The 22,961-nt window shown below is 67.5% G+C and carries 19 protein-coding genes; 6 read left to right on the top strand and 13 right to left on the bottom strand.

Features of this window, described 5'->3' with window-relative positions; translation table 11 throughout:
- Positions 1–61: 61 nt before the first annotated feature.
- The 5 genes from ACZ48X_RS08030 to ACZ48X_RS08010 form a co-directional block, all read right to left on the bottom strand.
- The gene (locus tag ACZ48X_RS08030) at positions 62–1,600 is read right to left on the bottom strand and encodes a M99 family carboxypeptidase catalytic domain-containing protein (protein ID WP_336352299.1); all 1,539 of its coding nucleotides are present in this window, start codon (positions 1,598–1,600) and stop codon (positions 62–64) included.
- A 445-nt stretch (positions 1,601–2,045) separates the two neighbouring features.
- Positions 2,046–3,848 (bottom strand): right-handed parallel beta-helix repeat-containing protein, encoded by a 1,803-nt coding sequence (locus ACZ48X_RS08025; RefSeq protein ID WP_336352298.1) that lies wholly within the window; start codon positions 3,846–3,848, stop codon positions 2,046–2,048.
- Between the two features lie 426 nt (positions 3,849–4,274).
- Positions 4,275–4,748 (bottom strand): helix-turn-helix transcriptional regulator, encoded by a 474-nt coding sequence (locus tag ACZ48X_RS08020; protein WP_418934299.1) that lies wholly within the window; start codon positions 4,746–4,748, stop codon positions 4,275–4,277.
- A gap of 364 nt (positions 4,749–5,112) precedes the next feature.
- The gene (locus ACZ48X_RS08015; RefSeq protein WP_336352296.1) at positions 5,113–5,718 is read right to left on the bottom strand and encodes a DUF7344 domain-containing protein; all 606 of its coding nucleotides are present in this window, start codon (positions 5,716–5,718) and stop codon (positions 5,113–5,115) included.
- A 291-nt stretch (positions 5,719–6,009) separates the two neighbouring features.
- Positions 6,010–6,852 carry an SDR family NAD(P)-dependent oxidoreductase gene (locus ACZ48X_RS08010; protein ID WP_336352295.1) on the bottom strand — a complete coding sequence of 281 codons (843 nt, stop codon included), beginning with the start codon at positions 6,850–6,852 and terminating at the stop codon, positions 6,010–6,012.
- A gap of 127 nt (positions 6,853–6,979) precedes the next feature.
- Between ACZ48X_RS08010 and ACZ48X_RS08005 the strand changes: the two genes are divergently transcribed.
- The gene (locus ACZ48X_RS08005; RefSeq protein WP_336352294.1) at positions 6,980–8,569 is read left to right on the top strand and encodes a replication factor C large subunit; all 1,590 of its coding nucleotides are present in this window, start codon (positions 6,980–6,982) and stop codon (positions 8,567–8,569) included.
- 173 nt (positions 8,570–8,742) lie between these two features.
- Positions 8,743–10,236 carry a hypothetical protein gene (locus tag ACZ48X_RS08000; protein ID WP_336352293.1) on the top strand — a complete coding sequence of 498 codons (1,494 nt, stop codon included), beginning with the start codon at positions 8,743–8,745 and terminating at the stop codon, positions 10,234–10,236.
- A gap of 169 nt (positions 10,237–10,405) precedes the next feature.
- On the opposite strand, the gene ACZ48X_RS07995 is transcribed toward ACZ48X_RS08000, so the two are convergent.
- The 3 genes from ACZ48X_RS07995 to ACZ48X_RS07985 form a co-directional block, all read right to left on the bottom strand.
- Complete coding sequence (locus tag ACZ48X_RS07995) at positions 10,406–11,638, bottom strand: aminotransferase class I/II-fold pyridoxal phosphate-dependent enzyme (RefSeq protein ID WP_336352292.1); 1,233 nt, start codon at positions 11,636–11,638, stop codon at positions 10,406–10,408.
- Positions 11,639–11,846: 208 nt separating this feature from the next.
- Complete coding sequence (locus ACZ48X_RS07990) at positions 11,847–13,523, bottom strand: Na+/H+ antiporter NhaC family protein (RefSeq protein WP_336352291.1); 1,677 nt, start codon at positions 13,521–13,523, stop codon at positions 11,847–11,849.
- Positions 13,524–13,714: 191 nt separating this feature from the next.
- Entirely contained in the window at positions 13,715–14,560 is an 846-nt protein-coding gene (locus ACZ48X_RS07985; protein ID WP_336352290.1) for a COX15/CtaA family protein, read from the bottom strand.
- A 148-nt stretch (positions 14,561–14,708) separates the two neighbouring features.
- On the opposite strand from ACZ48X_RS07985, the gene msrB reads away from it, so the two are divergent.
- On the top strand, positions 14,709–15,119 hold the full coding sequence (msrB, locus tag ACZ48X_RS07980) for a peptide-methionine (R)-S-oxide reductase MsrB (RefSeq protein ID WP_336352289.1): 411 nt from the start codon (positions 14,709–14,711) through the stop codon (positions 15,117–15,119).
- A gap of 453 nt (positions 15,120–15,572) precedes the next feature.
- On the opposite strand, the gene ACZ48X_RS07975 is transcribed toward msrB, so the two are convergent.
- Positions 15,573–16,184, bottom strand: a complete 612-nt coding sequence (locus ACZ48X_RS07975; RefSeq protein ID WP_336352288.1) for a translation initiation factor IF-2 subunit beta — start codon at positions 16,182–16,184, stop codon at positions 15,573–15,575.
- A gap of 93 nt (positions 16,185–16,277) precedes the next feature.
- On the bottom strand, positions 16,278–16,751 hold the full coding sequence (locus tag ACZ48X_RS07970; RefSeq protein ID WP_336352287.1) for a dihydrofolate reductase: 474 nt from the start codon (positions 16,749–16,751) through the stop codon (positions 16,278–16,280).
- A 185-nt stretch (positions 16,752–16,936) separates the two neighbouring features.
- Here ACZ48X_RS07970 and ACZ48X_RS07965 point away from each other — a divergent pair, with 185 nt between their 5' ends.
- Positions 16,937–17,221: a translation initiation factor eIF-1A gene (locus ACZ48X_RS07965; protein WP_227133752.1), complete on the top strand. Its 285-nt coding sequence runs from the start codon at positions 16,937–16,939 to the stop codon at positions 17,219–17,221.
- 173 nt (positions 17,222–17,394) lie between these two features.
- Here ACZ48X_RS07965 and ACZ48X_RS07960 read toward each other — a convergent pair whose 3' ends face one another.
- Complete coding sequence (locus tag ACZ48X_RS07960; RefSeq protein ID WP_336352286.1) at positions 17,395–17,994, bottom strand: class I SAM-dependent methyltransferase; 600 nt, start codon at positions 17,992–17,994, stop codon at positions 17,395–17,397.
- 384 nt (positions 17,995–18,378) lie between these two features.
- On the opposite strand from ACZ48X_RS07960, the gene ACZ48X_RS07955 reads away from it, so the two are divergent.
- Complete coding sequence (locus tag ACZ48X_RS07955; protein ID WP_336352285.1) at positions 18,379–18,717, top strand: hypothetical protein; 339 nt, start codon at positions 18,379–18,381, stop codon at positions 18,715–18,717.
- Between the two features lie 77 nt (positions 18,718–18,794).
- On the opposite strand, the gene ppk2 is transcribed toward ACZ48X_RS07955, so the two are convergent.
- Positions 18,795–19,649 carry a polyphosphate kinase 2 gene (gene ppk2 / locus ACZ48X_RS07950; protein WP_336352284.1) on the bottom strand — a complete coding sequence of 285 codons (855 nt, stop codon included), beginning with the start codon at positions 19,647–19,649 and terminating at the stop codon, positions 18,795–18,797.
- 111 nt (positions 19,650–19,760) lie between these two features.
- On the opposite strand from ppk2, the gene ACZ48X_RS07945 reads away from it, so the two are divergent.
- Positions 19,761–21,023 (top strand): ornithine cyclodeaminase, nickel-pincer nucleotide-dependent, encoded by a 1,263-nt coding sequence (locus ACZ48X_RS07945; RefSeq protein WP_336352283.1) that lies wholly within the window; start codon positions 19,761–19,763, stop codon positions 21,021–21,023.
- 15 nt (positions 21,024–21,038) lie between these two features.
- Here ACZ48X_RS07945 and ACZ48X_RS07940 read toward each other — a convergent pair whose 3' ends face one another.
- Positions 21,039–22,955, bottom strand: a complete 1,917-nt coding sequence (locus ACZ48X_RS07940) for a S8 family peptidase (protein ID WP_336352282.1) — start codon at positions 22,953–22,955, stop codon at positions 21,039–21,041.
- Positions 22,956–22,961: the final 6 nt, after the last annotated feature.

Below are 22,961 nucleotides of genomic sequence, written 5' to 3'. Positions count from 1 at the left end.
CCGTCCGGGACCGTGAACCCGCAACAGAGAGACGCGAGTGCGCGCCGGTCGACGCCGAGTACTATCCTTCGAAGACCACGTAACTGACCTTCTCCGCCGTGTGGCTCTGCTCCCAGTCCGCGCTCTGCTCCTCCTGGAGGAACGCATCCACGCCCGTACTCGAGAGGTTCGAGTGCCGGACCGTCACCGTGTTCCAGCCGTTGTACGTCGTCGGGCTCGCGAGGAACACCGGGTCGTCGTACGAGCGCGAGAAGTCGATCGAGCGCATCGCGTCGTCCATCGTGACGCGACCCGCCTCGTAGCGGCGCCCACCGAGACTCCCCGTCCCGGGCTCGATAGCCACCCAGCCCGTCATCTCCTGGTCCTCGAACGCGGTGCTCGCGTCCTCCTCTTGATTCAGGATCTGGAACCCGTCGCGCGTGATGCGGCGGATACGCGATATCACGGGGATCCCCGAGTAGTCGCTCATCGGGGACGCGAGCACGATCGGTGCCGAGTCGAACGAGTCGTCGAACGATACCTCCTCCCAGGCGCTCCCGACGTGCTGGCGACCCGCCTGGATGCGTCCGCCGTCGTCGCCGACCAGGTTCGCGTCGTCCTCGAACGCGAGGACGCCCGCGGACTCCTGATAGTGAACGTCGTTCAGGTAGTTCCACTCCTCGACGCGCACGTCGACGCTCCGGTTCGTCAGGTTACTGAGCCGCGGGTGCGCGGGGTCCGTCCCGACGTACGAGACCGACGGCGCGACCACGACCGGGTTCCCGTAGTACTCGCCGAAGTCGAACGTCTTCCAGTAGTCGTCGAGGGTCGCGGTCCTCGCGACGTACTTCGCGCTCGACGGCGTCTTCGACTGCGTCGGCTCCCCACGGTACTGGCCGTACTGGCCCATCACGTGCTCGACGGTCGCCAGGTGCCACTGGATCTGGTCCTCGAGTGGCGCCTTCTCCGTCGTCTCACAGATGAAGCCGGGACGGTCCAGCATCCCGGCGACGCGGTGCATCAGCATGTCGCGGTCCGCGTCGAGCGTGTTCCCCATGCGGTACGCCATGTCGCCCGTCAGCCCGAACGCGTCGTTCAGGTACGCGACCGCGTTCTCGCCGTTCTCGCGCGACGGAGACGTCCACGTCGGGAACAGCGCCTGCCCGACGCCACCGTCGCCGGACTTGTAGATGCCCCGAGAGCTGTGGAGGTCGAACACCCAGTCCGGGTCGACCTGCTCGACCGTCTGCCAGATGCCGCGGGCGAGCGACGAGTAACAGTCCCCGCCCGTCGGCGGAAAGTCCCGGTTCAGGTCGTTGTCGTACGGGCGGACGTCGCGCGCGATGGCGTCGACGTTCGCGCGCGGTAGGACGACGAGTCGCCCCGACTTCACGGACCAGTCGGAGATGGTTTCGGCCGCCTCGTATCCAGACCGTTCGTCGCCGTGGATGCCACCGACCACGAGCGTCGTCGGGCCGGCCACGCCGGAATCGTACTCGTGGACGGTCGTCTCCATGTACGTCCCCGACATGATCGTGTGGCTCGAGCGAGACGCACCCGAGCTCGCCGCTGCATCCCCGGTCCCCTGACCGAGCGCCACCGCACCCGCGCCGAGCGCCACCGCACCTCTCAGCACGTGCCGCCGCGAAACGCCGCTCACTGTCCCGTCTGTCCGCTTCTCGTCGACTTCTCGCATCATATACTTACAGATACAGTATACTATGCGATGGTATCTCGTCTTCAGATGTGAAGTGAATGTCGTACGATGACCAATCCATCGAGGCCATCCTTTCAAGTAACCGGTGTCGGTGGGCGAGGTTCTCGGTTCGTTCTCGCCTCGCCCCGGTGCCCCGAGGGCAACACGCGTTCCTCTCGAGAGAACAGGAGAATCGATACCGTGACTGGGACTCTTCCATACTGCGTCCGTGGTCTCTTCGATGTCGCGAACCGGGACAGCGGGCGCCACGACCGAGGAAGAAGGGTGCCACGACCGTGGAAACCGATGCCGCCGTCCGTCACCGCGCGCCGCGGCAGTCGGCGAACGAGGCGACAGGCCGCCGGTCGCTCTAGAGGCGCGGGCCGATCCAGTCGAGGAGCTTCTCGGTGTCCCAGTTCGCGCCCGCGAGGTCGCCGCGGAACGCGATCTGTGGGACGTACGCCAGGTCGTCCTCGGCCGCCTGGCGGCGCGACTCCACGACCTCGTCGACCCACTCGTCGTCGCCCGCGAGCGCCGGAATCCAGCCGTACGTCGACACGTCGTTGCGCTGCAGGAGGTCCGCAGCCTCGTCGTACGTGCGCCACTCGAAGTCGCCCTGGTTCTCGAAGCAGTACTCGAAGAACCCCCAGTACTTGTCCCAGTTGTTCTTGTGCCACACGCCGAGCGCGAGCTGCGCGAGACGCTCCTCGCCCTCGACGCTGTTGAGGTAGTGGTCGTCCGGGTACGCTACCGAGCGGAACTCGACGTTCACGTGCCCCGGGAGGACGTACTTCTGCATGATCGCCTTCAGGTTCCCGAGCGCGAAGTCCTGCGTGTTCCCGTACACGAAGTTCCCGTACACGCGCAGCGTCGGGTTCTCGGAGTCCGTCCCCATCACGGGGTACGTGAGTTTGCTCGCGTCGCCCGGAACCGGCGCGTCAGCGATGCTGACGTCCTCGTAGGACCCGGGGGACTCGGTCTGGATCTCGTTCACGCCATCCGGGACCGGACACGAGTCGCCGTACGTGAGGTTCTCGGTCTCGAACGTGTCGTCGGACACCGCACCCGGAACGTTCACGTTGCTGTTCCGGACGACGTTGTTCGAGACGCCACCGAACGACCCGAACCCGGTCTTCTCGGACCCGGCCATCTGCACGCAGCAGTTCTCGAACGTGTTGTCCGAACGCCGGACGAGGACCGCGGGATACTCGCCGTGCCCGCCGCCCGTGATCGAGACGTTCTCGAAGTAGCGTTCGCCGCCACCGCCGCTCTGTTCGACGTCACCGACTTCGTCCACGTAGATCGCGGGCGCGGTCTGGTCGTCCCAGTGACTGTGGTAGTCCTCGTCGACGTAGATCCGCGTGTTCGTGACGGTGAACGACCCGCCGTCGAACGCGCCGACGATCCCACCGAACCCGCTCCCGGCGCGGAGCGTGATGTCGCAGTCGTCGATCGTCACCGGTCCGGGATTGTCCGAGATGCGGATCCCGCGCTGGTTCTGGCCCTCCTGTTCGGGGTCGTCGACGACGATGGTCGCTCCCGTGACCGAACTCCCCGGCGAACCGAGTCGGACCTGCGTTCGGTCGTTGTTCTTGAAGAGGCCGCCTTCGACGTGGATCGGGCCGGTCCCGGTCGACGCGTACAGCCCATTGTTCCCGAACCCCTCGATGTGGCAGTTCCGGAACGTGAGCGTGCCCTTCGACCCCGAGTACACCCCGACGGGGTTCACGGGTTTGCTGCCGTCGGCCATCGTGAGGTTCTCGACGAGTCCGGTGCCGTCGGAATCGAGCACCCACGCGCCGAACGCGGTGTGGTCCGTGTCGTGGTAGCCGACCTTCGTGATGTCCTTGATGTGCAGGCCGTCGTAGCAGCCGAACGAGAGCGTCGGCGCGACGCCGGTCGCGGTGTGGTCGAGCGTGAAGTTCTCGAACGTGAAGTTCCGCATCGACCAGCCCGCGATCCAGTTCTCGTCGTGGTCGGCGCTCGGGACGAGCGTCACGTCGCCGATGCCGCGCATCGTGAAGTTCTCGCGACTGTAGAGGTTCAGTCCCTGTACCTTGTACGTCCCGCTCGGGAACTCGATCACGGCGTCGTCGTGCTCGAGTTCCGCGAAGACGGCATCGATCGGTTCCTCGCCGGTCGGGTCCGCGCCCTCCTCGACGATGTCGTACACGGTCGGTTTCTTGCTGGCTGTCGCTCGAGTGATCGTAACGTCAGAGAGTCCCGTGAGGCACGCGGTGCCGGTGAGCGCAACGTATTCGCGCCGCCCGAGCACATCGTAATCCGCTCCGGTTTCGGAGTTCCTCCCAGTCCCATCTGTTGTCTCTGTTTCGTTGCTCTGCTCCATATGACCGAACAGAGGACACCAATGGCGATGGTCGATTGCCTTCAGATGTCCGCCCTTTAAATCAGAAACCGACTCGTGTAGGGCGTGTCTTTATGTAGGATACGCCTTCGGCACCGGCGTCGTTCCGGTCGTCGCCAGCCGGGACGAACGATAGTTCCCCCGGGACGCGACCGCAGACGGGCGATCCAGGAACGGAAGCGGGTCGGTCGGGGGTGGCCGACGCGATCTGGCGGGGGACGGCGGGTGCGTCCTCTACCGATCGGATTCGTAGGGAGACTGGAAGACCTCGAGATCGCTGTCGGGTAGTCCGACCACCTTCTCCCGGCGGATGCGGACGCGCTGGACCTCGTCGTCCTCCTCGAGCGAGGACAGGTGGCGGCTGACCGTCGACGAGGAGAGGTCGACCTCGTCGACGACTTCGGTCTGCCACATCCAGCCGCCCTCGCGCTCGAGCGCAGTCATGATGCGCGCGTCCGGCTCGAGCCGCGTCAGGTCTATCGACTCGACGTCGCGGCTATCGGCCGGCGTCGCCGACGTGGACGCCTCGCCTACCCGATCCGCTTCGGGCGACGTCTCGGTCGTCGAACGCCGGGGCGGCACTGACGGTCCGCCCGTAGAAGCGATGCCCGCCGTAACGCGCGATTTCACTCGCTTCAGCCGAGTGTATCCCTCCAGGACGATGCGAACGGCGCTGGAGTTCGTGGTCGATGGCGTTCGTGAACTCATTCTTCTGCCCGGTGCAACGGAGGGCCACAACTTATATGACTATCCTAATCGGCTGTTCCGTTCGTTCAGGCGACCGTACTCGAGCGAGGAATGGCCTATATTACGGCTAACGAACGGGATGCGTCCGACGGATCGACGGCGCGAACCGCACCGCTGCCACGTCGACCGGCCGGCAACTGGGACCGCTGCAACTCGGTGGAAGGCACTGTAATCGGTTCGAAACCGAGCGGGAACACCGCGTTGGGTACATGCCAACGCCCGCCGTGCACGTGCGACGGGGGCTGCTATCGTGGAGAAGAGCGTCGGCTCGAATCGAATGCGGGGACGCGAGCAGTACTGACGAACGGAATCGTGGCCCTGCCGGTCACTCGGGCGTCTCGGCCTCCGCTATCGCAGACTGGGCGCGACGATACAGGTCGGACGCGACGACCGTGAGCGTCGAAAGGACCGACGTCGAGTGGAGGACGAGCCCGTATCCCTTCACGAGCGCGAGCGCGTGCACGGCCCAGAGCGCGACGGACAGGCCGCCACCGAGGACGTAGTAGTCCATCCAGTCGCTTCGACCTGCGTCCGCCGACGTGGACGTCTCCAGGTGACGTTCGAACACCTCGATCGCGTCGGTCGGTTCGACGACGCCGCGGTCGCTGTCGTACTCGACGACGCCGGCGTCCTCGAGGACCGGGACGTGCGTCTGGTACAGCGAGATGTACAGGTTCTGGCAGGCGTCGTCGTCCGGGTTCTCCTCGGGGTCCGATTGCTGTGCGGCGAAGACGCGGTCCGCGAGGTCGTTCACGCTGATCGTCTCGTCGACCTCACAGAGAACCTCGATCGCCTTGCGGCGGCGGTCGTTCGAGAGGATGAAGAATACCTCCTCTGACCGCAGGTCACCGTCCGTTACGTCTGCGTGGTCTGTGGACGCGTAGGCCGATTTCGTCGCGTCCGTGGTGGAGGGGCTGTCCGACTGAGTCATGACCGAAACCGACACACTCGAATCCTTAAAATCGTCTCCCTAGATTTCAACCCGGCAACGCTCTCCGGTTGTTGATATTATTAGCCTCGTAACTGCTGCCCGGGCAGCTCCACTGCGGCGGCGTCGGGCGGTACTCCCCGCGTACCGTGGTCGACCGCCGGGTAATGGTCGACTGCGGGGTCAGGGGTCGACTGTCGGGTTGGTGGTCGTCGCCGGGTCGACTGCCGGGTCGGTGGCCGACCCCGCACTCGAGGGTGCCGGACTCGAAGTCCTCCGGGCCGCGCCGTCACTCTACAGTTCGGGCGTGTCGAGGTCGAACGGCTCCGGTTGGGTCCCGTCGACGTCCGCGAAGTCGTACTCGCGAGCGAGTTCGCCGACCCGTCGGACGTCGCCGGAGCGGTCGAAGACGTCCGGGTCGGTCGCGAGCGCGACGACCGCCCGCCCGACGAACGCCGGCGAGTGCGCCGTCTCGGGAACCGCTTCGCCCGTGCTCTCGAACGCGGCGACGACGCGCTCGGTGCGCGTGAATCCCGGGTGGAGGACGACCGAGGCGATTCCCCGCCCTCGCAGTTCGTACGCCATCGCCTTCCCGAGTCGGTCGTCCGCCGTCTTCGCGACGTCGTAGGGCACGTTCCCGCGGTACCGGTCGCCGTCGCCCGAGGAGATGGTGACGACGAGCGCGTCGTCGGCCGCGAACAGGAGCGACGCGAGCGCGCGAGTCGTCGTGAAGTGCGCGCGAACGCCGACGTCGAACATCGCGTCCCAGCGCTCGACGGGTTGCTCCCAGAACGGCGCGTCGAACGTCTCGTCGTACTCCTCGTACCCGCCCCAGACGTTGTTCACGAGGACGTCCACGCGACCGTGCTCGTCGTCGATTCGCTCGGCGAGCGCCGCAACGGCCGCGTCGTCGGTGTGGTCGCACGCGACCGCGATACCGTCGCCGCCCGCGTCCGTCACCGCGTCCGCCGTCCCCGTCACCGTCCCCGACAGTTCGTCCGGCGCGTCCGACGCGTCGACGCTCCGCCCGGTGACGTACACCGTCGCGCCCGCAGCACCGAGTTCCAGTGCGATACCGCGACCGACGCCGCGGCTCGCGCCCGTCACGACCGCCACCGCCGAGGAGAGGTCCTGCATACGCCAGCCAGGTCGGCGCGAACGATAGCGCCACCGGTGCCAACGCCGAGAACTCGCTCAGCGCGACCAGCACCCGTTCCGCCGGCCTCCGCAACCACTAAACGCGCCACGCACCTGCCTTCGAGTAATGACCGACTGGACGGAGAAGTACCGCCCGACGACGCTGTCGGCGGTCCGCGGGAACGACAAGGCCCGGGACGCGTTCGAGAAGTGGGCGCGGTCGTGGGACGAGCACCGCGAGGCCGTCATCCTCCACGGGAGTCCGGGCGTCGGGAAGACGTCGGCGGCGCACGCGCTCGCGAACGACATGGGGTGGGCGGTGATGGAGTTGAACGCGAGCGACTCGCGGACGGCTGACGTCGTGGAGAAGGTCGCGGGCGAGGCGGCGAAGTCCGGGACGCTCACCGAGGGCGGTGCCGGGCGTCGACTCGTGGTGCTGGACGAGGCGGACAACTTCCACGGGAACGCCGACTATGGCGGGTCGCGGGAGGTGACGCGCGTCGTGAAGGACGCGAACCAGCCGATCGTCCTGATCGCGAACGAGTTCTACGACATGAGTAACGGCCTCCGGAACGCGTGCCAGGACGTCGAGTTCCGGGACGTCTCGAAGCGCTCCATCGTCCCCGTCCTCAGGGACATCTGCCGGCAGGAGGGCATCGAGTACGAGGACGCGGCGCTTTCCGCGATCGCGGAGGAGACCAGCGGCGACCTGCGGTCGGCGGTGAACGACCTGCAGGCGCTCGCCGAGGAGACGTCGGTGCTCACGGCCGAGGACGTCGTGACGAGCGAACGCGACCGCACGGAGGGCATCTTCGACTTCCTCGACGACGTCATCAAGCACGCGGACGCGGAGACCGCGCTCAAGCAGTCCTACGACGTGGACGAGACGCCCGACGAGTTACTGAACTGGGTGGAGGACAACGTCCCGAAGGACTACTACGGCGACGAGCTCGCGGACGCGTACGAGTTCCTGTCGAACGCCGACCGCTGGCTGGGGCGGGTGCGTGCGACGCAGAACTACTCGTACTGGCGGTACGCTGGCGACAACGTCGCCGCGGGGATTCCGGCGGCGCGCCAGCACGACCACGGCGGGTGGACGCGATACGGGCCGCCGAGTTACTGGTCGAAGCTCGGGCGAACGAAGGGGAAACGCAAGCAGCGCGACGCCATCGCGCGGAAGATCGCCGAACGCAGCGGGACGAGCATCGGGACGGCGCGTCGCCGCATCCTCCCGTACCTCTCGACGATGATCCATCACTGCAAGCCCCGCGACCTGACGGTCGCGATAGCGGCGACCTACGAGTTCGACGCGAGCGACCTCGCGTACGTCACGGGCAGCGGCGAGAGCACGAACAAGGTCCAGTCCATCGTCGAGGACGCCGAGGTGCGCCGCGAGCAGGCGGCGGTCGAGCACTCCGGCGGTGCGTTCGCGGGCGGTCGCGCGAGCGACCCGGACGCGGACGAGAGCGACGGCTCGGAGGCGAGTGACGGCGACGGCGGGAACGACGGGCAGGCGACGCTCGGCGCGGTCGCGAGCGAGGAGTCGACGGGCGAGGGGGCGGACGCACCCGGTGACGACGCCACCGACGCGACCGCGGACGACGGGACCGACGGCGACGATGGCGATGACGGCGGCGACGAGACGCAGGACGTCGACGACCGGGCGGCCGACGCCGAGGATGACGACGGCCAGTCGGGCCTCGCCGACTTCCTCTGAACGTCCGGTCGCGGTCGACGCCGAACGAGTCCTCTCACGCCGAATCGACCGTCGCACCGTCACCGCTCGATATGGCCACTGGCGGCCACCTCGGACAACTTGCAGCCGGTTTCAGCGTGAATTCAGACCGCAACAGTTAATGCCAGAAACTCCCCTGTTCGAGATAGTTTTTGATGACGAACCGAACGCTTCTCGCCCTGGTCCTCGCGGCGACGATGGTCCTCGCCGGCTGTAGCGGCGGGACCGCCACGGAGACCACGGCACCGACCGACGACACGACCGTCGAGGAGACGACGGTCGCGACGACGACAGAGAGTACGGACGACACGACCAGCGAGCCGACGACGACCGAGGAAGCGGACTACCCGAAGGTCAAGACCGAGAACTGCAAGTACAGCGGCGAGGGCGACGACGACATCGTCCGCGAGTCCGGCGCGTGCCTGCCGTTCGACGCGGACGAGGTCTACCGGAACGTCGCCGACATGGCGGGCGTCGACATCGACAAGGGCCCGACCGTGAACTCCATCCCGGCACGCGGCACCTCCCGGTACGAGTTCAGCTTCTCGAACAACACGTTCGGCGCGACGATGGGTATCGCGCCCGACGGCCAGCCGAGCGTCTTCGTGCCCGGGTACGCCCAGCCGAACCAGAACCCCGACGGCACCGTCACGCCGGCGGTCACGATGCGGTACATCGGCCTCTGGAACGACAGCGCGCTCCAGGAGGAACTCGGCATCAGCTACACCGCCGAGGACGCCGAAGTCACGGCCGCTCACGAGTTCCTGCACGTCATCCAGTTCTATCAGGGGAGCCAGGAGCGCCTGGCGCAGAACCTCACGAGCGAGGGCGTGAACGTCAACGACGTCGAACTCGCGATGATCGAGGGCTCCGCGTCGTTCTTCGAGAGCCAGTACCAGCGCGAGTACATGGACAACCCGAACGCGATGCGGAACTTCTCCGCGTGGTCGAACTCGAACGCGTACGCGATGAAGCAGCTCGGCCCGTACGTGGCCGGGAGCCACTACACGCGCTGGTACCTCAACGGCTCCACGGAGAACTTCGAGAAGATCTACGACAACCCGCCGGTGTCCATGGAGCAGATCCTCCACAAGTACGAGCCCGACGAGGAACTCCCGAAGAACCTCACGGTCGACGGCGAGGTGTCCTCGGACTGGGCGACGCCGTCGTCGTCGAAGACGAAAGGCGAGCTGTTCCTGCGGTCGGCGCTCCGCTCGGCGGTCAGCGGTGACGAGGCCGCGCGCGGTGCGGCCGGCTGGGGGCAGGACGGCGTCATCACGTTCCAGAACACGTCGTACTCCGCCGCGGGGAACTACAAGACCGGCTACGGGTGGGCGATCCGGTTCGACAACGCCACCGAGGCCGCCGAGTTCGAGTCCATCTTCGGCGAGTGGCTCGAAGCGCAGGGCTCGCAGAACAACGGCGTCTACGGCGATTCAGTCGACGAGACGTTCCGGATGGTCGAGGTCTCCGAGGAGACCGTCGTCGTGCTCGCGGGCCACGAGGACTTCACGAGTCAGGCGACCGTGAGCGGGAACACGACCCAGGTCGTCATCGAGCACACCGGCGAGACCCAGAGCGACTCCGTCGAGGACGACGACGAGCAGTCGTTCGTCGCTGGTAGCGGGTTCGTTCGCGCCGCGGCGTAGGCCGAGTCGGTCTCTTTTCGCGTTCAGTCGGGTCGGGTAGCGGACGCTCCGAGGGATTCGAGTCGACGTGGAGAGCGTGTGGGTCGCGAGCGAGGTGAGGCGGGTGGTGGAATCGGCGCTCAGTGCGAGCCGCGAGCGAGGGCAGGCCTCGCGTCGTCGCGGGGTGGATTCACAGGAGGCCGAGGGCCTCGCCCGCGTCCTTGAACGCGAGGATGCAGTCCTCGATGTCGACGCGGTCGTGGGTCGCCATCGGTGCGACGCGGACGCGGCTCGTCCCCTCCGGGACCGTCGGCGGGCGGATGGGCGACGTGAACACGCCGCGGTCGCGGACCGCGTCCGCGAGGTCCACGGCGTCCCGGCGGTCGCCGACCATCACGGGGAGTATCTGGGAGCTTCCGTGAACGTCGAATCCGAAGTCAGTGAGGCCCTCGCGGAGGTGCGCGACGTTCTCCCAGAGTCGCGACCGGATGGCGCCGTGACGCGCGATGTGCAGCGCTTCGCTCGCCACCGCCGCCGCCGTCGGTGTCAACCCCGTCGAGCACCCGAACGACCGCGCGTCGTTCGCGAGGAGTTCGACGAGTTCGTCGCTCCCAGCGACGTACCCGCCCTGGCTCGCGAGCGCCTTCGAGAGCGCGCCGAGCTGGACGTCGACGCGGTCCGCGAGCCCGTCGCGCTGCACGATGCCACCGCCGTCGTCGTAGACGCCCGTGGCGTGAGACTCGTCCACCATCGTCCACGCGCCGTGGCGGTCCGCGGCGTCGCAGAGCGCCGCGAGCGGCGCGACGGAGCCGTCCATCGGGAACACGGTCTCGGTGACGACGAGCCACGACCCCTGCGTGTCGCACGCGGCCAGCTTCGCGCGGAGGTCGTCCGCGTCGCAGTGGTCGTACGTGACGACTTCGGCGTCGCTCAGTCGACAGCCGTCGACGATGCTCGCGTGATTCAGTTCGTCCGAGAACACGACGTCCGGGTCGAGCGCGGTGATGGTGCCGACGTTCGCCGCGTACCCCGAGGAGAACGCGAGCGCGCGCTCGGTGCCCTTCGTCTCCGCGAGCCGCGCCTCGAGGTCGCGGTGCACGAGCGTGTCGCCGGTGACGAGCCGGCTCGCGCCCGCGCCCGTACCGACGGTGTCGGCGGCTTCCCTGGCCGCTTTCTGCACGCGCTCGTCCTGGGTCAGGCCGAGGTAGTTGTTCGACGCGAACACGAGCTCGCGCTCGCCGGCGAGGACCGGCAGGTCCCCGCCGGGGTCGGGCGCGAAGTACGCAGCCGAGTCCACGACGTCGGTCGGCTGGAGGTCGCGGTACATGTCCGCCTCGCGGGTGCGAGCCACGCGACGGGCGACGTCGAACCCGTGGTCGGACGCCCCCCCGTCGACGCCAGCGTCGTCGTCCGTCCCACTCATCTACCCCAGTAACTCGAATCCGATGTGATAGGTTTCCCGGTATCGCACGCGCCAGGTCACCGACCAGTTCCGGTCGGGAACGCACGGTCGTGCGCAGAACACCGCGAACGCGTGCGTCGACGCGCGTCGTCGACCACTGCCCTCGTCGCGTTCTCCGCCGCGAGGGTCGCGTTCGCGGTGCGTCCCGTCAGTACGGGCGGTCGTCGCGTCAGTACGGGATGATGCGGAAGCCCTCCGGGAGCAGGAACCCGAACAGCACGAACAGCACGGCCGCGCCGCCGGCCGTGACGACCGCGTACGGTATCTGCGTGCGGACGTGAGTCATGTGGTCGCTCCCGCTCGTCGACGACGCCAGCACGGTCGTGTCGCTGATCGGCGACGAGTGGTCCCCGAAGATACCACCCGAGAACACCGCACCGAGCACGAGGACGAGGTTCGCGTCCGTCGTGAGCGCCACCGGGATGGCGATGGGGAACATGATGCCGTACGTCGACCACGACGACCCGTCGGAGAAGCTCACGAACGCCGTGACCGCGAACAGCGCGAGCGGCACGAGGAACGCGGGCACGCCAGTGAACCACTGGGAGACGAACCCGCCGATGCCGAGGATGGTGACGGCGTTCTGGATGCTGGACGCGAACGTCAAGATGAGCGCGGCCAGGAAGATGCCCTTCATGCCGGTGGTCAGCGCCGTCGTCGCGTCGTCGTTCGACGGAATGTCGCCTTTCACGCGATAGAGGACGAACGCGGCGACGAGCGCGGTGACGGCGGCGAGCCCGAGGCGGAACGCGCCCGGCGAGAACGACCACGCGCCGCTCCCCGGTAGCATGAGCGCGAACCCGCCGACCGCGAACGCTTCGTTCATCGAGTCAGCGACGAGCCACGGGCTCGCGGTGACGAACATCGACCCGAGCGCCACCGCGATCATGATGCCAAGCGGGATGGCGAAGTTCCGCCAGTCCGGCGTCGCCGCGTCGCTCATCCCGTACTGGTCCATCTCGCGGGAGATCATCGGGTCGTCATCGTCGGCGACTACCTTCCCCTCCTCGCGGCCGCGGCGTTCCTCCTCGCGCATCGGCCCGAAGTTCGGGACGACCTGCCAGGCGACGCCAGCGGCGATGAACAGCGCGATCCACGAGTAGAATCCCGTGAAGAGTGCGTTCAGGAACAGCGGCCAGACCTCGTTGACGGCGGCGGTCGCCTGCCCGTCGGCGTTCGTCGTCACCATCGACGAGAGGCTCCCGGTGAGCTGGCCCTCGCTCGCAGCGGCTTCGAGGCCGCCGCCGATGAACCCGACGAGGGCGACGCCCCACGTCGAGTAGAACGCGAGGCGCGCTGCTGGAGAGCCAGCACTGTCGACGTAGTACGCGAGCTTCGCTCGCGACACGTCGAACTTGTCGGTCAGCGGCCGCATCATCGAGCCGACCACGAGACAGTTGAAGTAGTCGTCGATGTGGATGGCGATGCCCGCGAGGAACGCCGCCTTCTCGGCGCCGGCGTCGTCGTCGACGCGCGACGCGAGCGCCTCCACGACGCCCTGGAGTGCCCCCGAACGTATCATCAGTCCGATGAGGCCGCCGATGGCGAACAGCGCGATGAGGACGTTCTCGACGTACCACGCGCTGGAGAACAGCGGCGCCGTCGCGATTATCTCGGGGACGAGCCGGAGGCCGTATATCGCGCCGACGAGGTTCCCGAGTGCGCTCCCGACGAGGTCGGGAGGGACGCCGACGGCGTCGGGCGACAACGCGCCGTAGACCGGGCCGGCCGTGGCGACCCCGACGAACAGTCCGATCAGTGCGTCCCGCGTGTACCACGCCAGACTGATGGCGAGCAACGCCGGGACGAGTGACCACGCGCCTGCATCGATGCTCTCTATCGCCATGGTTCGTCAACCCGCAACGACCGGGTGGTTTAAAATTGTTTTCCGGGTTCGAGCGATACAAGAGGCGACCATGGTCACCTCCCGAGGTGGTTTATAAGCGTGACCGGGCGGGAGTCGGCGTCGGTCGCGTCGCTCGTTCGAGCGCACCGACAGGAACTGGTCAACTGGCGTGCCGAGGAGCGCTCGGTCACTCAGGCGGTGGTAGCGCGTGCACCGGGCGCGACCCGGTAGGCGACGAGTGCCGCGCCGACGGCGAGCACGAACACGAGCCCGATGGCGACGGCGTGCGCGGCGAGTATCGTCCCGCTGGCGCCGCCGACGGCGACGCGACCGAACGCGATCTGCACGGGGAACGCGGCGAGCGCGCCGGCGGCGAGCCAGCGAGCGCGCGCGTCGAGGACGTGCCAGCCGCCGACGACCGCGAACACGAGGGCGGCGAGGATGGTGAGCGACACCGCGTAGTGCGCGGTCTGCACGGGCGGCGTGTACCGCGACAGGACCTGCGCGCCGAACAGCACGAGCACGGGCTGGGCGACCGCGGCGAGCGCGAGCGCCCGCCGGAACGCACCCTCGCTGACGACGTCGCGGAGGACGAGCGCGGTCGCGACGACGACGCCCGCGAAGATACCCATCGCCGTCCAGTAGTGCAGGAACAGGATGGGCCCCGTGAACTCGAGGACGGTCTGTCGACCGAGGAACACCTGGAGCGGGAGCAGGACGATGGCCGCCGTCGCCGCCAGCTTCACGCCGCGGCCGTGGTCGTCGACCCACGCGAGCACCGCGGTCGCGAGGATGAACGGCCCGGTGAGACCCGCGACCACGCGGTGGATCATCTCGAAGCTACTCGGCACGGACTGCGGGAACAGGTTCAGGAACCCGCCGTCGCACACCGGCCAGCGCGCCTGACACGCCAGCCCCGCGCCGGTCGCCTTCGTCGACACGCCCAGGAGGATGGTGAGGAACGTCGCGCCGACCGTCAGCGCGGCGAGCCGCCGGAACCCACGCTTCGAGAGGTAGCCGTCGCCCTCGTCATTCATGCGAGGCACTTCGGACAGGGTCTACTTACGTCGCTCGCTCTCGGACCGCCGTTCGAGCCGCGAACCACGACCACAGCTCCTCGCCGCTCGGCCCGCGACCCACCGTCGCCGGCGACCGCTTATTGCCCTTCGACACCTACAGGCTGGCATGAGCGAGTCAGACGCGAGCGAGCGCGACGTCCCCCAGACCGACACGGAATGGCGCGAGAAACTCGACGACGAATCCTACCACGTCATGCGCGAAGCCGGCACCGAAGCGCGGTTCTCCGGCGACTACGTCGACCACTTCGAGGACGGCAAGTACCGCTGCAAGGGCTGCGGCGAGGTCCTCTTCGACTCCTCCACGAAGTTCGACCACGGCTGCGGCTGGCCGTCGTTCTACGCCGCCGAGGACGCCAACATCGAGAAACGCGAAGACCTCAGCCACGGCATGAAGCGCATCGAGGTCGTGTGCGCGAACTGCGACAGCCACCTCGGCCACGTCTTCGACGACGGCCCCGAACCCACCGGGAAACGCTTCTGCATCAACTCCGTCAGCATCGACTTCGACGACGAATAGGCCGCAGCGCACCCTCGTTCGTTCCAGCTAGCTTCCTCTGAATCAGCCGAACAGTAGGTGTGCAGAACCATCTTTTTCCGCCTCGGGTTCCCTCGCTCACTCCGTTCGCTGCGGGAACCGCTCGGCGCAAAAACATGGGTGAAAAAGGCCGGACGACTCGCTCCCTGCGGTCGCTCGCGTCCGATGAACCGCCTCGCTCGCAGTCGCTCGCTCGGCGGATGCGCTGGTGGTCGGTCGTTCCCCTGTCTCTACTGATCGGCTTGCCTGACTCCGTGGAAGAAACGCGGTCAGTATTCAGGTGACGCGGAAATCGCTGGGAGTCGATTCAGGCGACGCGGGAAATCGCTGGGAGTCGATTCAGGCGACGCGGGAAATCGCTGGGAGTCGATTCAGGCGACGCGGGAAATCGCTGGGAGTCGATTCAGGCGACGCGGAAACCAGCTAGCAGTCGATTCAGGCGACGCGTGCGAACGCGAGGTCGCCGCTGACGGATTCGATGTACGCGTCGACGACCTGGCCTTCGCGGGCGCCGGAGACGAAGATGGTGTAGCCGTTCTTCTTCGCGACGCCGTCGCCCTTGCGGCCGGTGCCGGTGATCTTGACCTGGTACGTGCGGCCGGACTCGATGTCCTCGGTGACCGTCGAGGAGGACTGCTTCGAGGACTTCGCGACGGGGCGGAACGCACCGCAGGCCTCGCAGCGGAGCATGTCGACGCCGTCCTCGGTGACGAGGCGCGTGTCCGGGAGCCCGCACTCGGAGCACGTGACGAACTCGGTGACGTACGCGTCGATGGCGGCCTGGAAGTCCGCGATGTCGAACGACCCGCTGTAGCGGGCGGTGGAGCCGTCGAACTGGCCGCTCGTCCCGAGGTCGCGCTGGATGGAGCGGTGGAGGTGGTCGGCGTCGCGGCTGAGCGCCTTCGCGATGGCTTCGAGGTTCGTCAATCGCGTGAACGCACCGTCGGTCTGGCCCTCGGGGTCGGGGACTTGGAGGCGGTCACCGCCTTCTCGCGGTGTCTCGGGCAGCACGTCGTAGGCTCTGTCGAGCGCTGTAGCGTATTCCATACGTACGTGACGACGCGGGGACGTAAAGCCCCTCCGAGACGAGCGTGGGCGCGTCGCACGGTCGCTCCGTCTCGTCGAAACGCACCGGAAACCTCAGTCGCGGCGACGCCAGTCCTCGAGCGTGTAGCCGTCGTGGTCGGTCTCTTCGACGAGCTCCCAGTCGTCCGCGTCGAAGTCCGGGTAGTGGGCGTCGCCGTCGTACTCGCCGTGGACGCGACTCAACAGCTGGCGGTCGGCGACGTCGAGGAAGAGGCCGTAGATGGCGCTGCCGCCGAGGACGTAGAGGACGTCGGCGTCGAGCTTCTCGGCCACTCTGATTGCGTCGTCGACGTCGCTCGCGTGGTGGGCGGTGTCCTGCGGCCAGTCGCGGTCGGTCCGCGAGAGCACGATCTGGGCGCGTCCGGGAAGGTCGTCGAACAGTTCGAACGTGTGGCGGCCGAGCGCGACGACGTCGTCGGCGACGCGCTCGCGGTACCGCTTCGATTCGTGGGGGAGGTGCCAGGGGAGCGAGTTCCCCTGGCCGATGACGCCGTTCTCGGCGACGGCCGCGACGGAGACGATCTGCATGTCGGTCGCTACGGGATGGACCGTGGTGAACGTCCCGGCTTCGGAAGGACGCGGTCGTCGGACTGTCGCGACGTTAGCGACGGTGGAGTCGTCGGCGTCGGCGGGTTCGACGACCGACTCACTGTCGTGCGGGGTGTTGGCATGCCAATCAACATACTTAAGTCTATCCCTCACCACTAACGACTGTGAGTGAAAATACTGGGCGCAAGAACCTTCGAATGCCCAACGACGACGAAGTGTTCGCCGTAGTGACAGAGCACAACGGCGGCAACCACGTGCAGCTCCGCTGCGCCGACGGCGAGGACCGGATGGGCCGCATCCCCGGTCGAATGAAGTACCGCGTCTGGATCAACGAGGGCGACGTGGTCATCGCCGAACCGTGGGACTGGCAGGACGAGAAGGCGAACGTCGAGTGGCGGTACACCGACGAGGACGCCGACCAGCTGCGCGCGGAAGGACACATCGACTGACTTCTCCTAACTGACTGCAGGACGGCGGCGCGGCGAGCGATTGCTCGCGACCGAGTTCCGCCGGACCAACTCGCTTACGCACCCGGAGTCGCGACGCCGCTCCCCGACGAGCGCGCAACGCCGGCGCTGGTTGCGACGAGGACCGCGACGTCGACCCCGCTTGCGGCAGGTGGTCAGTCGCCGAGCGTCGCGAACGCGAACAGGCTCTTCGTGCCGAGCGGGTCGTCGGCGGTGACGCGGTGGACGTTCCCGAACCCGGCCGCTTCGAGCTGTTCGACGGTCGCACGTTCACCGGGCGCGGAGAAGAACATCCGGCCGCCCATCCAGCCCTCGCGAACGGTCTCGAACCGCCCCGTGGGTAGCGTCATGAGGAGGTAGCCGCCGGGTTTGCAGACGCGAGCGAACTCGCGGTAGACCGCCGGGTGGTCGTCGCGTGGGACGTGGAAGACGGCGTGGTACGCGGTGATGGCGTCGACGCTATCGTCGGCCAGCGGGAGGTGGGTCATGTCGGCCTGCACGAGTCTCGCCCCGGGGACGGTCTCGGTCGCGAGTTCGAGCGCGCGCCGGGAGACGTCCACGCCGATGGCGTCCGCGGGGAGGTTCGCGAGCGTCCGAGCGCCGTCGCCGCACCCGACGTCGAGGACGACCGGGTCCGCTGGCAGGTACTCGCTGAGGTCGTCGACGAGGTCGGCGTCGTTCCCGGTCGGGTCGCGGGACCGAGCGTACGTCTCGGCGACGTCGTCCCAGGCGCGCTGCACGTCCTTGCGGTCCATACGACCGGTATGGGCCGGAGCGAGAAAGATACTGACCCTGACGCACTTCTGCAGGAGCCGGACCTGACGCACTTCTGTGGGGACCGGGCCTGACGCATCCCTGGGTGTCATTCGTGCGAGCACCCCGCACGCGACTGGCCACGTGAACGGTCCGGTAAGCGACTGGTCAGAACCTGAAGCGTCTGAAACGTCGGCGTCCGTCTCTTGCGCCGCGCCCGACGCGCGTCGCCGACTCTCGGAACCCTTCGTTTCACGCCGTTTCACGCCAACACCGGCCTACGGTCGCTGAACGATACGAACCGTCCCCACCGGTTCGAGATAACCCGAGCGTTGTCGGCGCTACTGGCCAAATAACGAATCCGGTCCGCGGAGAGGACCCGAGTGATGACACGACGCGAACCAACTCGACGCCGACTCGTCACAGGACTCGTAACCGCAGTTGCAGTCGGTCTCGCGGGCTGTGCCAACCCCGAGGACGACGGCACCAACGAGACTGACCCACTCAACGGAACCGACGGCGGCGACGCCACCACCACCGAAGAAGACGGGATGGAGACCGAGGACGAGACGGAGACGGAGACCGAAGAGGAAACTGAGACAGAGACCGAGACGGAGACAGAAGAGGAAACTGAGACAGAGACCGGGACCGAGGCGGGAACCGGGACGGAGACCGGGACCGAGGCGGGAACCGGGACGGCGGCGTCGGTGGGGAACGGCGGCTAGCGCTTGCGCGGATGGAGTGAGTAGCAGGGGTGGACTCGTGGGCTGGGACCCTCGGCGGCTCGCGTCCCGACGCGGCGCTACGACCCGTCGGGGCGGTCGGGAACGTCCCCCGGGTTCGACCCGTATCGCGCCGGCACCCAGCGCTGGCCGTCGATCGGCGGCCGGTACGCCGAATCGTCCGGTCGGTCGGGGAGGTCGACGGGGTCGGGCGTGTAGTCAGGGTAGTCGAACTGGTCGAGGAGGTGACTGATGCAGTTCAGTCGCGCGTGCTTCTTCACGTCGGCGTGAACGACGTGCCAGGGCGCGTGCTCGGTGTCTGTGTGCTCGAACATCTCGTCCTTCGCTCGCGAGTACGCCGCCCAGCGTTCGCGCGCCTCCAAGTCCATCGGACTGAGCTTCCAGCGCCGCTTCGGGTCCTCGTTGCGCTTCTCGAACCGCCGTTCCTGCTCGGCGTCGCTCACCGAGAACCAGTACTTGATGAGGGTCATCCCCGACCGCACCAGCAGTCGCTCGAACTCCGGCGTGGACTCGAGGAACTCCTCGTACTCCTCGTCCGTACAGAACCCCATGACGCGCTCGACGCCGGCGCGATTGTACCAGCTCCGGTCGAACAGCACCATCTCGCCGGCCGTCGGGAGCTGTTCGACGTACCGCTGGAAGTACCACTGGCCTTGCTCGCGCTCCGTCGGTTTCCCGAGCGCAACCACGCGCGCCACCCGCGGATTCAGGCGTCGCGTGATGCGCTTGATCGCGCCGCCCTTCCCGGCCGCATCACGGCCCTCGAACACCACGCACACCTGGAGGTCCTCCTCCTGGATGTGGTACTGGAGTTTCACCAGTTCCTCCTGTAATCGATGCAGTTCGCGCTTGTAGTGCTTCTTCTTCAGGACGCCGCTCTCCTTGTACCGGTCGGGGTATTCCTCTGGACTCACGGAGAACTCACGGACTGCTAGACGATACCGCACACCATATGTCCTCGTGCGGGTGAGGCGAGTTCGGTCGCGGGCCGAACGCTCAAGGCGCCGGTCGCCCTCCCAAAGACCATGACCGTTGCACGCCCCATCGAACTCGAAGGGCACGTCATCGACTCCGGGACGCTCCAGCGATGCATGACGACCATCATGGAGATGGGCGGGGACTTCGACGTGGAGCAGTTCGACGTCGGCCGGCACAAGATGGCCGAGTCGTACTGTCGGATGCTCGTGCAGGCGGACGACGAGGCGACGCTACACGAGATACTGCACGAACTCCACCAGACGGGCGCGACCGTCACGGACCCGCACGACGCTCAGCTCGCGCCCGCGCCCGGCGACCAGATCGTGCCGACGGGGTTCTACTCGACGACGAACCACCCGACTGAGGTCCGCCACGACGGGGACTGGCTGCCAGTGGAGGACATCGAGATGGATTGCGCTATCGTCGTCGAACCGGACGCCGATGGCGGGCCGCGAGCGTACACGAAGGTATTGAACGCTATCCGCGAGGGCGACCTCGTGGTCACCGACGAGTTCGGGGTGCGCGTCGACCCGCCGGACCGGCCGCGCGGCGACAGCGGCCCGTTCGGGTTCATGCAGGGCGGCGTCTCCCCCGAGCGGCCGAGCGAGAGCCTCATCGAGGAGGTCGCGGACGTCATCCGCGAGGCGAAGGCCGACGGCGGGAGCGTGCTCGCGGTCACGGGCCCCGCACTCCTGCATTCGGGGGCCGGCCCGGCGTTCGCGCGACTCGTCCGCGAAGGCTACGTGGACGCGTTGTCGACGGGGAACGGGTTCGCGGTGCACGATATGGAGCGATCGATGTACGGGACGAGCCTCGGGATGAACGTCGAGACCATGGAGAGCCCGCGGAAGGGCCACAAGCACCACATCTACACGATAAGCGAGGTCATCCGAGCCGGCGGCATCGAGGCGGCTATCGAAGAGGGGTTCGTCGACTCGGGCGTGATGTACGAGTGCATCCAGCACGACGTCGACTACGTGCTCGCGGGCAGCATCCGCGACGACGGCCCGCTCCCGGACACGATCACGGACGCCGTCGAGGCCCAGAACGCCATCCGCGAGCAAGCCCACGAGGCCGACGTCGTCCTCATGCTGTCGACGCTCCTCCACTCGGTGGCCGTCGGGAACTGTCTGCCTTCGACGACCCCGGTGGTGTGCGTCGACATCGACCCCGCGACCGTCACGCAACTCCTCGACCGCGGGAGCGCGCAAGCGGTCGGGATGGTCACCGACGTTGGCACGTTCGTCCCGACGCTCGCGAACAAACTCCTCGACGACGAGAACGCGGACTGCAGCGAAACGGAAGAATAGGCTCGGGCGCGCCGCTCAGAGCGCGTCGAGGATGTTCAGGTAGCCGCTCCCGTAGTACGCCTTGTCGTAGCCGCTGGGGACCGAGGCGGCGCGCTTCAGCGCGCTCTCGACCTGATTCGCGTTGTACCCCGGATTCGCGCTCTTGACGAGCGCCGCCGCACCAGCGACGTTCGGCGCCGCCATCGACGTGCCCGCCTTCCAGCCGTAGGTCGGCGTCTGCGGGATGAGGAGGTCTCCGCCCTCGAACGCGACCCCGGTGTACGTGATGTCGACGGCCTCGTCCGCGCCGATGCCACCGCCGCTGAACACGCCGACGCCCGTGACCGTCGCCTTGCCGACGATATCGCTCTCGCTCGCGTCCGGCGACGACGGGTCGATGTCGGGGTTCTCGAATATCTCTGCGACGCTGCTCGCCTCGAACACGCCACCAGGTCCGTCGCCGAACGAGTCGCTCGCGGTCCACGCGACGGAGGTCTCCGAGGACTCCGAGACGCGCCAGTCGACCGCGACGTAGTTCGTCGGATTCCCGTCACCGTCCACGGGCGGGCCAGCGAGGTAGATGGATATCCAGTCCGGCGCGAGGCGCTCGTGGCCCGCGCCCGTCGTGTAGTCGACGGTGACGGTCTCGCCGCCAGTGAACGTCGGTCCACCTGTAACGCCGAACTCGACGCCGCCGAAGCCGACCGACGAGTACCACGGCACGCTATCGGTCGTGTACGGCGGCGTGCCCTGGACGGTCACGTTGCCGTCGTAGGAACCGGTCCACGACGCCGTGACGTCGCCCGGGTAGTCCTCGGCGTTCGGTCCGAAAGTCCCCGAGACGAGGCTGCCGCCGTGTACGAACACCGTGTTGAACACGAGGTCGTTGAACCAGGGGGCGCCGGTGCCGATGGCCGCGAGGTCGGCGTCGCCACCGGGTGCGCCGAGCGTGATGGCGTTCGTGCCGTAGTTCGTGTAGAACGCGGGACTGTGTGCGGGCGCTTCGTCCTCGGCGTCCCAGCCGTAGCCGATGGGGCCGGTCGCGGCGACGGAGACCGCCTGTGCGCCCTCGTTCGGAATGCTGATGAGGTTCCCGTCGTGCTGCAGGTCCGCGCTGTCGTTCCCGGCGGCGATGGCGAGGAGCGTCCCCTCCTTGTTCGCGTACGTCATCACGCTGTTGAGCGTCTTCCCGTAGAACGAGCCCAGTCCCTGCCGGGGGACGGGGTACGCGCCGAGCGAGAGGTTCGCGACGTCAGCGTCGACGTTGACGCTGTAGACGATGGCGGCGAGGATGTCGCCGAAGGACGCGCTCGGCCCGGAGAACACGCGGCAGTCGACGAGGTCGGTCTTCGGCGCGGTGCCGTTCACGCCGCTGCCGCCACCGTTGTCGGCGGCGATGATGCCCGCGACGTGCGTGCCGTGGTCGTCCCCGCCGACGGGGTTGTGGTCGCCGCCGTCGTCGGTGAAGTTCATCGAGAGGCCGATGTTGAGCGGGCCGGCGAGGTCGGGGTGGGTTTCGAGGACGCCGGAGTCGATGACGGCGACGCGCGTCCCCTCGCCCTCGGTCGTCTCGTGCGCTTCCGGGACGTTCAGATCGCTCTTGTCCCACTGCAGGAAGTCGCCGGGCTGTCCCTCGTAGTCGCTGGCGTCGCCCGGGCTGAACGTCGGCGCCTGCGCGTTCGTCGCCGGTTCGCTCAGCGTGATCTCGACGTCGGGTTCGAACGCCTTCACGGCCTTCGACCGTCGGAGCGCGCTCTCGCTCGCCTCGACGACGGCGAACTTCACGCCCGGCATCTCGTGGACGACGTCGAGCCCGCGGAGCTTCCCCTTGCCTTTCGTCTGCACGATGAATCGGTCCGTTCGGGTCGCCGCCGTCACCGTGGTGCCCGTCGCGATACCGCCGAGTACTGCGCCACTGAGTGTCAGGAACGTCCGCCTGTTTACGTCTGGCATGCGGCT

Source organism: Halorubellus litoreus, from assembly GCF_055378595.1.
This window is presented reverse-complemented; position numbering and strand designations above follow the sequence as displayed.